Here is a 13,411-nt window from a genome sequence, read left to right as displayed (position 1 = left end):
GAAAGGGTGACGGACGGACAGGGGGCCCGACGTGACGCGGGCCCCGCGACGGGATCAGTAGGCCTTGCCGAGGTCCTGCTCGGCGTTGTCGCCGTCGTAGGCGCCGTCCTGGATGATGATGTCCTGCGCGACGTCCTTGCCCTGGGTGAAGTCGTCCAGCGTCTGGAACGCCAGCGGGCCGAACCGCGGGTTGGACTCGATGACACCGCTGATCCAGCCGTCCACGACGCCCTGGACGGCGTTGCGGGTGCCGTCCACCGTGACGATACTGACGTCGCCGGCCTTCTTGCCCGCGCCCTTCAGCGCGGCGACCGCGCCCAGGCCCATCTCGTCGTTCTCCGCGTAGATGCCCTTGATTCCGGGCTTCGACTGGATGAGCTGCTCGGTGACCTGCTGGCCCTTCTCGCGGGTGAAGTCACCGGTCTGCTCGAAGACCACCTTCAGGCCCGGGGCCTTCTCGGCGACCCGCTCCTTGAAGCCCTTGGTGCGCTCGGTGGTGACGTTGTTGCCCGCCGAGCCGAGGAGGATCGCGACCTCGCCCTTGCCGCCGGTGGCCTCGATCATCTGGTCCGCGGCACGGCGGCCCTGCTCGACGAAGTCCGAGGCGATGAAGGACACGTAGTCCTTGCAGGCCGTGGCGTTGATCTTTCGGTCGATGGTGACGATCGGGACCTTCTTGGCCGCGGCGGCCTGGAGGACCGGGTCCCAGCCGTCGGAGTTCAGCGGCGCGATCACCAGCAGGTCGGCGCCCTTGGCGAGCAGGTCCTGGACGTCGCTGATCTGCTTGGAGAACTGCGACTGGGCGTTGGCCGTCAGCAGCTTGACGCCTCTCTCGGCGGCCTCGTCCCTGATGGACTGCGTCTCGGCGATGCGGAAGGGGTTGGCCTCCTTCTCCGACTGGGAGAAGCCGACCGTGGCGTCCTTCAGATCGATCTTCCTGCCGCCGTAGGCGTCGATGCTGCAGGTCTTGCTGCCCGGCTTCGGCTCGGCCACCTTCTGGCCGGCGTCGGCGGCGGCCGTGGACTTCTTGCCGTCCGCCGCGTCGTCCTCCGACTTGGCGCAGGACGTCGCGGTGAGGGCCACGGCGGCGGCCAAGGCCACGAGCACGGGACGGGCGGGGAGAAGGGAACGGTGAGTGGTGCGCTGCATGGTGACCCCGATCCGGGTGACGCTGAAAGGGAACTGGGGAGCCCGAGGACGCGCATGGTGGAGCTGCTCCCCCTGTGCACAACGGCGTCCGGTGCGCCGCCAAGGGTGTTTTACATCGTTGGAAGGGGGCTGTAAACCCCTCGCGCACAAGGTGGGGAGGGGCTGCCTCGAAGGGAGTCACGGGCGTACGGAAGCGCGCGCCGACGGTGGGCGCGTACGGTGACGGCAGCTCAAAGGTGCGGCCGTCCCTTGGAGTTGGAGGGACCGTAGGCGTCAGGACGTGGTCGCGCCGGGACGCCCCAACGTGCTCTCCCGCTGGACCAGCTGGTAGTCCGCCCAGATACGGCGGGGCTCCGGGGCGTCATTGCCCAGGCGGGCCAGGACCGACTCCACCGCGAGGCGGCCGATCGCGGCCTTGTCCGGAGAGACCGACGTGAGCGTCACCGCTCCGAAGCGGCCCTCGATCACGTCGTCGAAGCCGACCACCGCGATGTCCTCGGGGACCCGCAGCCCCCGCTCGTGCAGCACCCGCATCGCGCCGATCGCCATGGGGTCGTTGTAGGCGAACACGGCGTCCGGCCGCCGGCCGGAGTCGAGGATGTGCCGCATCGCCCGCGCGCCGTCGGCGTGCCCCCAGCCGTCGACGGCCGCGACCAGTCCCTCGTCCGCAGGCAGCCCCGCCGCCGTCAGTTCCTCCCGCCAGCCGCGCACACGCAGCTGCGCCGGCTCGCTGCGGTCGCGCCGGGCGCCGATGAACGCCACCTCGCGGCGCCCGAGTTCGATCAGGTGCCGCACGGCGTCGCGCGCGGCGGCCACGTTGTCGATCGCGATGTGGTCGTACGGCAGGTCGTAGTCCCGCTCGCCGAGCAGCACCAGCGGCACGTCCTGGTCGCGGTCGCGCAGGTCCTCGGTCCGCAGCTCGATGGGACTGAGGATCAGGCCGTCGATGACGCGGGCCCGGAAGCCCTGGCTCACCAGCAGCTCCTGGTCGCGCGAGCCTCCGGTGTGGTCGAGCAGCACGATGTAGTCGTGCTGGGAGGCCGCGTCGATGACGGAGGCGGTCAGCTCGGCGAAGTACGGATTGCCGAGCTCGGGCAGCGCGAGCGCGATGATGCCCGTACGGCCCTTCCGCAGGTGCCGCGCGGCGAGGTTGGGCTGGTAGCCGAGCGCGTCGATGGACCGCTGGACCCGCTCGCGCATGGCAGGCGTGACGTGCTGGTAGTTGTTCACCACGTTCGAGACGGTCTTGATGGAGACCCCCGCGTGCGCGGCGACGTCCTTGAGGCTGACCCGCACGGCAATCCCTTCGTGAGCGGCCCGACCCGGTAGGCGGGTGCGGATTGCGGAGCCGTCACCTCGAGAGTCGTGTGCCGAGCCGCTGGGCTCAAGTTTTACAACGTTATACACGCCGTGACCGGGCGATGACAAGGCTCCGGGCGGGGACGCCGGGGCGCACCGGCGCTCTGGCACCCGCGACCGCCTTGGCCGCAGGCCCGGGGCCGCGCCGTCGCCCCTGAAACCGCGTCTTCGCCCACATGGCGGGCGCCGGTCGCGAGCTCGGCGGGGCCGCTCGCGCCGGGTGCGTGCCTCGCCCGTCCGTGTCGCGCGATCCGCCGAAGACGACCGTCCGCGCCGTGAGCGTGCCCCGCACCGTACCGGCCCTGATGACCCCGCCGGTCGGCATCACCGCCGTGAAGGACGCCTACGGCGTCAACTATGCCCGGACCGTGGCGTCCTCGGTGCTCGCCGCCCTGCCGCCGGCGCCGGTGTTCGTCCTCTTCCAGCGCCACGTCGTGAAGTCGGTGGCGACGACGGGCCCGGGCGGTCAGCGGAGCGCCCCGCTGACAGCGGGACGAGCGCCCCACGGCCGTCCCGGCCCTGGGGCGCTCGTCCCGCGCACGGAGGGGGTTTCAGCTCCCGACGACGGTCTTGTCCGTCTCCGTCGCGGTGGCGGCCTCCTCGGCGAGGCGCTCCATGCCGCTGGTCGTCTTCAGCGGCTTCTCCTTGATGAACACCACGGTGAGCAGCGCCAGCAGCGCGCACGGCGTGGCGATGAGGAACAGGTCGGCGGTGGCGACACCGTAGGCGTGTTCGACGATCTGCCGCACCGGCTCGGGCAGGGTGCTCATGTCGGGCACGCTGTTCTCACCGCCGCCGTCACCGCCCGCGGGGATGCCCGCGGCGTCCAGGCCCTTGGTCATCTCGGACGCGACCCGGTTGGCGAGGATGGCGCCCAGGACGCTGGTGCCGATGGTGCCGCCCATGCTGCGGAAGAAGGACAGCACGGAGGTCGCGGCGCCCAGCTCGCTCGCGGGCACGTCGTTCTGCGCGGCCAGCACCAGGTTCTGCATCAGCATGCCGACGCCGATGCCGAGCACCGCCATGTAGGCGCTGAGCAGGGTGAAGGAGGTGTCCGCGTCGATGGTGGACAGCAGGCCGAGGCCGACGGTCATGATCACCGCGCCCGCCACCAGGTAGCGCTTCCACACACCGGTCCTGCTGATGACCTGGCCGGCGACGGTCGACGAGACCAGCAGACCGAGGATCATCGGCAGGCTCATCAGACCGGCCACGGTCGGGGACTTGCCGAGGGAGACCTGGAAGTACTGCGAGAGGAACACCGTGCCGCCGAACATGGCGACACCGACCAGCAGGCTGGCGACGGTGGTGAGGGTGACGGTGCGGTTGCGGAAGATGCCCAGCGGGATGACCGGCTCGGCCGTCCGCGCCTCGACGAACACCGCGGCGACCAGCAGCAGAACGCCGGCGCCGGTGAGCGCGGCGGTCTGCCAGGAGGCCCAGTCGAACTCGTTGCCCGCCAGGGTCACCCAGATCAGCAGGGCGCAGACGCCCGCCACGATCAGGAAGGCGCCCAGGAAGTCGATCTTCACCTCGCGGCGGGCCACCGCCGGCAGACGCAGGGTGCGCTGGAGCAGCGCGATGGCGAGCAGCGCGAACGGCACGCCGATGAAGAAGCACCAGCGCCAGCCCAGCCACGAGGTGTCGACCAGCACGCCGCCGACCAGCGGTCCGGCGACGGTGCCGATGGCGAACACGGCGCCGAAGATGCCGGCGTACTTGCCGAGCCGGCGGGGCGGGATGATCGCCGCCATGACGACCTGGGCCAGCGCGGTCAGACCGCCCGCGCCGATGCCCTGCACGACACGGCTGAGGATGAGCAGTTCGACATCGTGCGAGAAGCCCGCGAGCAGCGAGCCCACGACGAACATGCCCAGCGACAACTGGAGCAGCAGCTTCTTGTCGAACAGGTCGGACAGCTTGCCCCAGAGCGGGACGGTCGCCGTCATGGCCAGCAGTTCCGCGGTGACGACCCAGGTGTAGGAGGACTGGCTCGCCTCCAGGTCGGCGATGATCGTCGGCAGCGCGTTGGCCACGACGGTGCCCGCCAGGATCGCCACGAACATGCCGGCCATCAGCCCGGACATGGCCTGGAGTATCTGCCGGTTGGTCATGGCGGTGGGCGGCGCCTCCTGCGGCGCCTGTGTTGCGGTCACGGTCGTCTCTCTCACGGATCGGTGGGAAAAGCGGGATCACGCCCCGGAAGGGGCGGAAGCGTTGGGGGAGGGGAGGGCCGGGGTCCCGACCGGGCCGGCGCCTACCGGGCCGGGGCCGGCAGGCCGGCGGCGAGCAGGTCGAACACCTCGCGGAACACGTCGGCGAACGACAGCTCGTCCGGCCGTTCGCACCAGTGCTGCACGCTCACCCGCACCGCCGTGCCGGCGACCGCGGCGAGCAGCCGCGGGTACAGCCCGGGAGCGGCACGGTCGGCGTCGCCCTCGGGAGGGGCGGTCTCGGGGTGACTCCCGGGACGCGCGCCGGCGGTGTCCGGCTGGTCCCTGTGCGGGACGGCTTCGGCATCCGCGTCGCCGCCCCCGGACGCCACGGCGTCGTCGTCCGGGTCGTCCCCGGCGCGGATCCGCCGGGCGATCGCCTCGGCGAGCCCCGACTCGTCGGCCATCTGCGCGCCGAGGTTGCGCACCAGGAGGTGCGGGGCGGACCGCAGCACGCCGGCGTGCAGGCTCCACAGCTCGTGCTGCCGCTCCGCCTCCCTCAGCTCGGCGGCGAGCGCCTCGCGCAGCGCCTCCAGCGGCGGGAGCTCCGGCGGCGCCGCGAGGAACGCCCGTCGTACGCGCTCGCTGGCGTCCGCGTCGACGACGACGAAGGCGTCGTCGCGCGAGTCGAAGTAGTTGAAGAAGGTCCGTACGGACACGCCGGCCGCGGCGCTGATCGCCTCGACCGTCACCTGGTCCGCCCCGTGCTCGGCGGCCAGCCGCACCGCCGCCTCCGCGAGCGCGGCGCGTGTCGCGCGCTTCTTGCGCTCCCGCAGTCCGCCGCCCGCGGCGTCCTTCCCCGTCATGATGTGCATGCTATGCAAAAATGCACGACATGAAAAATTGTGTCGGCTGATCATGTCCATGGGCTGCTCCCGAGCGGTCACGCCGTCGGCGTACTGAGGCGGGCGACCGGCCGCTCCACGGCTAACGTCGGGGCATGACCGGTGACCGGCTCGGATGGCGCGTGTGCCTGCTCGGCGGCGCCGTGTTCGCGGTGTGCATGACCGGCACCACGCTGCCGACCCCGCTGTACCCGCTCTACCAGCAGAAGTTCGGCTTCTCCGAGCTGACGGTCACCGTCGTGTACGCGGTGTACGCCTTCGCCGTCATCGGCGCCCTGCTGCTCGCGGGCAACGCCTCCGACGCCGTCGGCAGACGCCCGGTCCTGCTGTGGGGCCTGGCCTGCGCGGCCGCGAGCGCGGTGTGCTTCCTGCTGGCCTCCGACATCGCCTGGCTGTACGCCGGGCGGCTCCTGTCGGGCCTGTCGGCGGGCCTGTTCACCGGAGCCGCCACAGCCTACGTCATGGAATCGGCCCCGCCCGGCCAGGCCTCCCGCGCCACGTTCGTCGCCACGGCCGTCAACATGGGAGGCCTCGGCTGCGGCCCCCTGCTCGCCGGGATCCTGGCCGAGTACGCCCCCTGGCCGCTCCACCTCCCGTACGCCGTCCACCTGACCCTGGTCGCCTGCTCGGTGGCGGTGCTGCTGTGGCTGCCCGAGACCGTGCGGGACCTGCGCCCGCTGCGCACCGTACGGCCGCAGCGTCCCGGGGTGCCCCCGCACGTCCGGGCCGTGTTCGGGCCGGCGGCGACGGCCGCGTTCGTGGGCTTCGCCCTGTTCGGGGTGTTCACCTCCGTCAGTCCCGCGTTCCTCGCGCAGTACCTCGACGTGACCGACCACGCGGTGAGCGGCGCGGTCGTCGCGACGGCGTTCTTCGCGTCGATCGCCGGACAGACGGCGGTCGGCCGCGTGGGAGTGAGCCGGTCCCTCCCGCTGGGCTGTGCCGGGCTGCTCGCCGGCCTCGCCCTGCTGGCGGGCGCGCTGCACTGGGACTCGCTGGCGCTGGTGGTGCCGAGCGCCCTCGTCGGCGGAGTGGGCCAGGGGCTGGCGTTCCGCGGGGCGCTGACCGCGGTGGGCCGGGCGTCACCGCCGGACCGCCGGGCGGCGGTGATCTCGTCGCTGTTCGTCGTGGCGTACACCGGTATCTCGGTCCCGGTCATCGGGGTGGGCCTGCTGGCGGAACCGCTGGGTCTGGAGAGCGCGGGCCTGGTGTTCATCGCCTGCATGGCGGTGCTGGTGATCTCGGCGGCGGGCTATCTGCTGAGGCGGCCGGTGCCGGCGGAGGCATGAACGGTAGGTCTGTTCTCGGCCCGCGGACGCTTCCGCGCGCGTGGCGGGGTCCGGCGTTCTATAGTCGTCCGTGCGTGCGAGAATGTTGAATATCGAACTTCCTTGAAGGTCGAACGTCCTCGGTGGGAGGCACCCGGCATGAGCAACACGGAGACACGACCGGCGGAGATGAGGTGCGGTGGCGAGACCGAGGCGGACCGCCCGGCCGAGGTCGAGATCCTCACGGCCCGTGACGTGCCGCTCGGCGGCCCCCGCGCGATGCAGGTGCGGCGCACCCTGCCGCAGCGGGCCCGGTCGCTCATCGGCGCCTGGTGCTTCGCCGACCACTACGGCCCCGACGACGTCGCCGGCACCGGCGGCATGAACGTCCCGCCGCACCCGCACACGGGTCTGCAGACGGTGAGCTGGCTGTTCAGCGGGGAGATCGAACACCGTGACAGCCTCGGCAGCCACGCCTACGTCCGCCCCGGCGAGCTGAACCTGATGACCGGCGGCCATGGCATCGCCCACTCGGAGGTCTCGACGCCGGACACGACGATCCTGCACGGCGTGCAGCTGTGGGTGGCGCTGCCGGACGAACACCGGGGCACGGAGAAGGACTTCCAGCACTACGTCCCGCACCCCGTCACCCTGAACGGCGGCGAGGCCCGGGTCTTCCTCGGCGCCCTCGCGGGCGACACGTCACCGGTCCGCACGTTCACGCCGCTGCTGGGTGCGGAACTCACGGTGTCCCCGGGTGCGCGGCTGGTGCTGGACGTCGACCCGGCCTTCGAACACGGGGTGCTCGTCGACACGGGGGACGTCCTCGTCGAGGACACCCCGGTGGAACGGGCCGCCCTCGCCTACGCGGCGCCGGGCCGCACCTGCCTCACCCTCACCAACCGGGGCACGGCCCCGGCCCGCCTGATCCTCCTCGGCGGCCCGCCTTTCGGCGAGGAGATCATCATGTGGTGGAACTTCATCGGGCGGTCGCATGACGAGATCGTGCAGGCCCGCGAGGACTGGATGAAGGGGTCACGCTTCGGCGAGGTGCGAGGTTACGACGGGGCTCCACTGCCCGCGCCGGGACTGCCGAACGCGCCCTTGAAGCCGCGAGGGAAGGCGCGTTGACCTGCGGATACGGTGCCGTGCGTCGGCAGGAGGGGGCTGGCCACTGCTGCGCATGCCCGGCAACGCGCGAGTCGTGCGGCGCCCGCGTCGGCTCCAGCCGCGAACGTGCCCGAGTTCGCTGACGAGGTGTCGGACACCGGCTGACGCGGTGTGAGGAGAGGTGGTGTGTCTCAGTCCCCGGTGGGCTGCGACATCGCACACGACCAGGGCGAGCCCCGGACCCTGGCACGTGCGGAGGGGAGCCGGGTCCGGGTCGCCGGTTCACACGGGTGATCACCTCCCGGTCTCACGGGTGGTCGGTCGTGGGCGGTGCGGTGGCGCCGGCGCGAGCAGGACAGCGGTGCGCCGCACATCGGCGGGCAGTTCCTCACCACGCCGGGCCCGACGCCGAGGGCCGGCGCGTCGAGCCGGGGCCACACCGCGCAGAGGCGAACGGATTCCAGGCCGTCGGCGCGACGCTGTGCACGAACGGGCCGCACCGCAGGGCGGAGGCCTCGGTCAGGATGTGAGCGTCCAGTCCGGCCGGTCCCCTGGCGGCGGCCACCAGCACCGAGGACAGGTGGCGGGCGGCGACGTCCAGTACCGCCCCCGCCGCCCGCAGTCGGGTGCCGCGCGGCGCGACGCGGTGGACGACGGGAATGTGGTCCAGGCCGGCCCGCCGCACCCGGGGCAGCACCCGGCCCATCACCGCACGGGCCGCATACGTGTCCGCGGTGACGGATGAGTGGGCGTGCGCGGGCAGGACGGCGACGAGCAGCAGAGGCGCCCGACGCGGGACAGCCAGTCGCAGTGCGGTGTCGATGACGGCGATGTCCTGGACGGAGTCCGCCAGGAGAGCGGTCACCGGACGTGGTGGAGGAACCGGGGGGACCCGTTCGGCGGGGATCACGGGACGATCCAGGGGCTGTTGGGACACAGCGGCCCCCTTCGGAAGAGCGGACGGTTTCGGGGGATGACTCAAGCGTCACTCGCCCACGACTAACCCGTCAAGAATTACGCGAATTTTTTTTCGCCCATAGACTTTCGTCTATGGTTGATACGCGAATCACGCTTCGTATGATGGGTGTCCATGAGCGTGTCTTCCTCCCGTGGTGATCAGTGGACCTTCCTGACCAACCACGCCCGCGTCCTGCTGCAGATCGCCCGCGATCCCGACACGCGGCTGCGTGACATCGCCACGGGCATCGGCATCACCGAACGTGCCGTCCAGCTCATCGTCGCCGACCTCGAGGCCGCCGGATACCTCACCCGTACCAGGGTGGGCCGCCGTAACCGCTACACCATCGACCCGACCGTGGCCCTGCGCCATCCCGCCGAGGCCGACCACCCCGTGGGCGACCTCCTCGGGGCTTTCCTCCACCGCGAGGACCCCGCGTCGCCCGGTCCGGAGTCCTCCGGCATGTGATGCCCGGCCTGCCACGCTGATCCCGGCGGGCAGGGGCGGCGGGCGCACACCCGCGGCGCCCTCGCCGGCAGCCGGTGCTCGAGGTGACCCGGCGTGACTTCGGGGGAAGGTCTTCCCTCCGGTCCTCGGCCCGCCTGTACGCGGCGGTGGGACACCGTTGCGTACAGGCGGGCCGCTCTGTCTCCGGTGGTGGCCGAAGGTCCCTGTGGATTGGGGCTGTTGAGTCTTCGGGGTGTGGACCTTCGGCGTCGGGTGCGTGGGGGTGGGGTCCGGGAGAGTGACTGGTGTCAGGAACCAGCCGGATCTCTCCGAGGGAGTCACTGTCATGGCCGTGCACCAGTCCACGCATCGTAGTTCGGGTTTCCGTCTGCCGTCGTTCCGTCGTGGCGGCGGCGTCTCCGCGTCGGGGGTGGCGGAGTCGGAGGCCGGCGCGCTCACCGCACGGGCCTGTGTCTTCGCGTCGGCCCGGGTGCTGATGGGGTTCGTCTTCCTGTGGGCGTTCCTGGACAAGACGTTCGGGTTCGGTTACGCCACCGCGTCCGGGAAGGGCTGGGTCGACGGGGGTTCGCCCACGGAGGGGTTCCTCGGGCACGTGGCGGTCGGTCCGATGGAGTCGACGTTCCACTCGTGGGCCGGGGCGGCGTGGGCGGACTGGCTGTTCATGCTGGGTCTGCTGGGGGTCGGGCTGGCGTTGACGGCGGGTGTGGCGCTGCGTCCGGCGGCGGTGGCGGGGTCGGTGATGATGGCGCTGATGTGGGTGGCGGAGTGGCCGCCGGCGAAGCACCTGTCGGACGGGTCGGCGAGCATGTCGACGAATCCGTTCGCCGACTACCACGTGGTGTACGCGGTGGTGCTGATCGTTCTGGCGGTGGTGTCGGCGGGTGACGCGCTCGGTCTGGGCCGGGTGTGGGCCAGGCTTCCGCTCGTCCGCGATCACGCGTGGCTGCGCTGAGCACGGCTGGTGGGGCGGGTCCACTCACGGACCCGCCCCACCAGGACGCCGAGAAGGACCGTCGGCGCCATCCCGGGACCACAGGCCCCTGCCCACGGGGGCTGCCCGAAGAGAAGCTGACAGCGGAACGAGTGACACAGGAGGTGGCCAGGATGGACCGGATGATCACCGTAGGATTCGACGGTTCGCCCGAGAGCCGGGCCGCCGCGGAGTGGGCGGCCCGCGAAGCCGCGCTGCGCCAGGTGCCGGTACGACTGCTCCACGTGTGGCAGCCGGTGCCGGAGCCCGTGGTCCAGGCGCCGCTCCTCGGCGCCGAGACGCTCCAGCACTGGACCGAGCACATCCCCCGGGAAGCCGCGGAGGGCCTGAGGCGCCGGCACCCCGGCGTCGAGGTGACGATCGAGCAGCGGGCCGGGACTTCTGCGGACGCGCTGGTCGACGGCGCCCGCGACGCGGAACTGCTGGTGCTGGGCTCGCGGGCCCTGAGCGGTCTCGCGGGCTTCCTGGTCGGCTCCGTCGGCCAGTCGGTGGTCGCACACGCCGAGGTGCCCGTGGTCCTGGTCCGAGCGGGGGAACAGGCCGCCGACGAGCACATCATGGACCCCGCCGGCATACCGTCCGCCGCCACCGGCTTCCGGCCCGTGGTCCTGGGCCTGGACACCGACAGCCCCGACGAGACGGTGATCACCTTCGCGTTCGAGGAGGCCCGGCGCCGCCAGACCGCGTTGACCGTCGTCCAGGGCTGGAACCTGCCGCCCTACTACGTCTACAGCCTGGCCGCGGGCGTCGACCCCCGCGAGGACGCCGTCCGCGAGCAGGCCGCCGCCCTCACCGAAGCGCTGCTGCCGTGGCGGGGGAAGTACCCGGACGTCGAGGTGACGGAACGGTCGCGGCTCGGCAGCCCGGCCGACCACCTCATCGACGCGGCCCGCGACGCCTCTCTCGTCGTCGTCGGCCGCCGCATCCGCCGTAACCCCTTCGGCGTGCACATCGGTGCCGTCGCCCACGCGGTCATGCACCATGCGACCGCCCCCGTCGCCGTCGTCGCCCACCGTGGACGCGGGCTGCCGAACAGAAGCACAGAAGGAGCGGAACCATGAAAGCAGCGGTCGTCCGGGAGTTCGGCAAGCCCCTGGTCATCGAGGAGCGCACCGATCCCGAGCCTGGACCGGGCCAGGTCCTCGTCCGGGTCGAGGCGTCCGGCCTGTGCCACACCGACATCCACGCGGCGCACGGCGACTGGCCGGTCAGGCCGACACCGCCGTTCGTTCCCGGTCACGAGGGTGTCGGCCTGGTCGAGAGGCTGGGCGACGGAGTGACACACCTCGCCGTGGGGTCCCGTGTCGCCGTGCCCTGGCTCGGCAAGGCGTGCGGGCGGTGCGAGCACTGCCGCTCCGGCTGGGAGACCCTGTGCGAGAGCCAGGTCAACACCGGATACGGCTGTGACGGCGGGTATGCCGAGAAGATGCTGGCCTGGGCCGACTTCGCCCAGCCGGTGCCGGACGGCGTCAGCGCTCTCGACGCCGCCCCGCTCACCTGCGCGGGCGTCACCACCTACAAGGCGCTGAAGGTCGCGGACGTCAGGCCCGCCCAGCTCGTCGCGATCTCGGGCGTGGGCGGACTGGGGCATCTCGCGGTGCAGTACGCGAAGATCGCCGGAGCGCGGGTCGCGGCGATCGACGTCACCGACGACAAGCTGCGACTCGCCCGGGAACTCGGCGCGGACATCGTCATCGACGCCCGTACCCAGGACGTCGCCACAGAGCTGAAGCGACACGGCGGTGCGCACGTGGCCCTCGCTCTCGCGGTGAACCCCGCGGCGTTCGCCGCCGTCTACTCCGGTCTGCGACGCGGCGGAAAGCTCGTCATGGTGGCCCTGCCGGCCCACGGGACGCTCGAGGTTCCGATCTTCGACACCGTCCTCAACGGCACTTCGATCATCGGGTCCATCGTGGGCACCCGTCAGGACCTCGCCGAGGTCCTCCAGCTGCACGCCGAGGGCCGCACCGAGGTCATCCGGGAGACACGGCCGCTCACCGCCGTCAACGACTGCATCGCAGAAGTCCTCGGCGGCCAGGTCAAGGCCCGGATCGTGTTCGACCTCAGCTCGGAAGGCTGAGACGATGCCCCTGCCCATGGTCGTCGGCGTGGATGGTTCCGAGTCGAGTCTGCGGGCCGTCGACTGGGCGGCCGACGAGGCCGGGCTGCGTGAACTGCCCCTGCGGATCGTTCATGCCTACCGCTGGGACCGCTACGAGGGCGGATCCCTCGCCCGAGAGTTCGACGAGTCGTCCCGTCGTGTGACTCCGGACGACATCCTCGTCGTCGCCGGCCGCCGCGCCCGCCGTCACCACCCCGACCTCGCCGTCACCACCGAAGCGGTGGCCGAGGAGCCCGAGTACGTTCTCCTTCGCGAGGCGCGCAACGCCTCCGCCGTGATTCTGGGGACCCGAGGGCGCGGTGAACTCGCCGACCTCCTGCTCGGCTCCGTCAGCCTGACCGTGGCCGCCACGGCGAACTGCGCCGTCGTCGTGGTCCGAGGAAGCCACGACAACCGGGCCGTCGAAGGCCGTCACGGCCGTGTGGTCGTGGGCGTGGCCGCCGCGCCCACGGCCGCGGTGCGCTTCGCCACGGAAGAGGCCCGGCGGCGTGGGGCTGTTCTGGACGCCGTACGGGCATGGCGGTGCCCCACCCACGACACCGCCGACCACCCGCTGCTCACGGGTACGCCCGAGCGGGTGCACGAGGAACGGGCGGCCGAGGAACTGCGAGCCGTACTCGTCGACACCCCGGCGGACGTGCGTCTGCACCGGCTCACGGTCGAGGGACCTGCTCGGCGCGTGTTGCTGAACGCCTCGTACGGCGCGGATCTGCTGGTCGTCGGCCGACGGCGCCCCGGGCAGTTCGGGCACCGCCTCGGCCGGGTCGCCCACACGCTTCTGCACCACTCCGCCTGTCCCGTCGCGGTCGTCCCCGACACGGCGTGACCGCCCGGAGCCGTCGCCCGGGACGGCCGGAGGGGGACGGGGCGACCGGCCCTCAGGGAGCCCCAGGGCGACCCTGGGCCGGGCCGCCGCCGTGACAGACGCTCG

Annotated in this window: 12 protein-coding genes and 1 pseudogene; 8 read left to right on the top strand and 5 right to left on the bottom strand. The window is 71.9% G+C overall.

Annotation, left to right across the window (positions count from 1 at the left end; genetic code table 11):
- Nucleotides 1–54: 54 nt before the first annotated feature.
- Both MTR79_RS18520 and MTR79_RS18515 read right to left on the bottom strand, forming a co-directional pair.
- Nucleotides 55–1,149 carry an ABC transporter substrate-binding protein gene (locus MTR79_RS18520; RefSeq protein WP_244791357.1) on the bottom strand — a complete coding sequence of 365 codons (1,095 nt, stop codon included), beginning with the start codon at nucleotides 1,147–1,149 and terminating at the stop codon, nucleotides 55–57.
- A 273-nt stretch (nucleotides 1,150–1,422) separates the two neighbouring features.
- Nucleotides 1,423–2,445: a LacI family DNA-binding transcriptional regulator gene (locus tag MTR79_RS18515; protein WP_122213256.1), complete on the bottom strand. Its 1,023-nt coding sequence runs from the start codon at nucleotides 2,443–2,445 to the stop codon at nucleotides 1,423–1,425.
- A 359-nt stretch (nucleotides 2,446–2,804) separates the two neighbouring features.
- Between MTR79_RS18515 and MTR79_RS18510 the strand changes: the two are divergent.
- A pseudogene (locus MTR79_RS18510) lies at nucleotides 2,805–2,975 on the top strand (carbohydrate ABC transporter permease); the annotation flags it as partial.
- An 84-nt stretch (nucleotides 2,976–3,059) separates the two neighbouring features.
- Here the strand turns inward: MTR79_RS18510 and MTR79_RS18505 are convergent.
- Nucleotides 3,060–4,664 carry an MDR family MFS transporter gene (locus MTR79_RS18505; protein ID WP_244791355.1) on the bottom strand — a complete coding sequence of 535 codons (1,605 nt, stop codon included), beginning with the start codon at nucleotides 4,662–4,664 and terminating at the stop codon, nucleotides 3,060–3,062.
- Between the two features lie 101 nt (nucleotides 4,665–4,765).
- Entirely contained in the window at nucleotides 4,766–5,536 is a 771-nt protein-coding gene (locus MTR79_RS18500; RefSeq protein ID WP_244791353.1) for a TetR family transcriptional regulator, read from the bottom strand.
- 125 nt (nucleotides 5,537–5,661) lie between these two features.
- On the opposite strand from MTR79_RS18500, the gene MTR79_RS18495 reads away from it, so the two are divergent.
- Together MTR79_RS18495 and MTR79_RS18490 are read left to right on the top strand one after the other, a co-directional pair.
- Nucleotides 5,662–6,852 carry an MFS transporter gene (locus MTR79_RS18495; protein WP_189364646.1) on the top strand — a complete coding sequence of 397 codons (1,191 nt, stop codon included), beginning with the start codon at nucleotides 5,662–5,664 and terminating at the stop codon, nucleotides 6,850–6,852.
- 138 nt (nucleotides 6,853–6,990) lie between these two features.
- Nucleotides 6,991–7,962 carry a pirin family protein gene (locus MTR79_RS18490; RefSeq protein WP_244791351.1) on the top strand — a complete coding sequence of 324 codons (972 nt, stop codon included), beginning with the start codon at nucleotides 6,991–6,993 and terminating at the stop codon, nucleotides 7,960–7,962.
- Between the two features lie 367 nt (nucleotides 7,963–8,329).
- Here the strand turns inward: MTR79_RS18490 and MTR79_RS18485 are convergent, their stop codons facing one another.
- Nucleotides 8,330–8,806: a universal stress protein gene (locus MTR79_RS18485; protein WP_244791349.1), complete on the bottom strand. Its 477-nt coding sequence runs from the start codon at nucleotides 8,804–8,806 to the stop codon at nucleotides 8,330–8,332.
- 225 nt (nucleotides 8,807–9,031) lie between these two features.
- Between MTR79_RS18485 and MTR79_RS18480 the strand changes: the two genes are divergently transcribed.
- From MTR79_RS18480 to MTR79_RS18460, 5 genes are all read left to right on the top strand, one after another.
- Nucleotides 9,032–9,367, top strand: coding sequence for a helix-turn-helix domain-containing protein (locus MTR79_RS18480; RefSeq protein ID WP_189364649.1), 336 nt, complete (start codon nucleotides 9,032–9,034; stop codon nucleotides 9,365–9,367).
- A gap of 325 nt (nucleotides 9,368–9,692) precedes the next feature.
- Nucleotides 9,693–10,319: a DoxX family membrane protein gene (locus tag MTR79_RS18475; RefSeq protein WP_122213261.1), complete on the top strand. Its 627-nt coding sequence runs from the start codon at nucleotides 9,693–9,695 to the stop codon at nucleotides 10,317–10,319.
- 152 nt (nucleotides 10,320–10,471) lie between these two features.
- Nucleotides 10,472–11,419 (top strand): universal stress protein, encoded by a 948-nt coding sequence (locus MTR79_RS18470; RefSeq protein WP_244791347.1) that lies wholly within the window; start codon nucleotides 10,472–10,474, stop codon nucleotides 11,417–11,419.
- On the top strand, nucleotides 11,416–12,438 hold the full coding sequence (gene adhP / locus MTR79_RS18465; protein ID WP_244791345.1) for an alcohol dehydrogenase AdhP: 1,023 nt from the start codon (nucleotides 11,416–11,418) through the stop codon (nucleotides 12,436–12,438). Before MTR79_RS18470 ends, adhP begins: the two co-directional genes overlap by 4 nt.
- 4 nt (nucleotides 12,439–12,442) lie before the next feature.
- Complete coding sequence (locus MTR79_RS18460) at nucleotides 12,443–13,306, top strand: universal stress protein (RefSeq protein WP_244791343.1); 864 nt, start codon at nucleotides 12,443–12,445, stop codon at nucleotides 13,304–13,306.
- The last annotated feature ends 105 nt before the right edge of the window (nucleotides 13,307–13,411 follow it).

It is taken from the genome of Streptomyces sp. BJ20 (assembly GCF_022869105.1).
Taxonomy (GTDB): domain Bacteria; phylum Actinomycetota; class Actinomycetes; order Streptomycetales; family Streptomycetaceae; genus Streptomyces; species Streptomyces griseoincarnatus.
This window is presented reverse-complemented; position numbering and strand designations above follow the sequence as displayed.

Coding starts and splice junctions, on each gene's coding strand:
- MTR79_RS18520 (WP_244791357.1), bottom strand. CDS start 1,149: ATGCAGCGCACCACTCACCGTTCCCTTCTCCCCGCCCGTCCCGTGCTC.
- MTR79_RS18500 (WP_244791353.1), bottom strand. CDS start 5,536: ATGCACATCATGACGGGGAAGGACGCCGCGGGCGGCGGACTGCGGGAG.
- MTR79_RS18495 (WP_189364646.1), top strand. CDS start 5,662: ATGACCGGTGACCGGCTCGGATGGCGCGTGTGCCTGCTCGGCGGCGCC.
- MTR79_RS18490 (WP_244791351.1), top strand. CDS start 6,991: ATGAGCAACACGGAGACACGACCGGCGGAGATGAGGTGCGGTGGCGAG.
- MTR79_RS18480 (WP_189364649.1), top strand. CDS start 9,032: ATGAGCGTGTCTTCCTCCCGTGGTGATCAGTGGACCTTCCTGACCAAC.
- MTR79_RS18475 (WP_122213261.1), top strand. CDS start 9,693: ATGGCCGTGCACCAGTCCACGCATCGTAGTTCGGGTTTCCGTCTGCCG.
- MTR79_RS18470 (WP_244791347.1), top strand. CDS start 10,472: ATGGACCGGATGATCACCGTAGGATTCGACGGTTCGCCCGAGAGCCGG.
- adhP (WP_244791345.1), top strand. CDS start 11,416: ATGAAAGCAGCGGTCGTCCGGGAGTTCGGCAAGCCCCTGGTCATCGAG.
- MTR79_RS18460 (WP_244791343.1), top strand. CDS start 12,443: ATGCCCCTGCCCATGGTCGTCGGCGTGGATGGTTCCGAGTCGAGTCTG.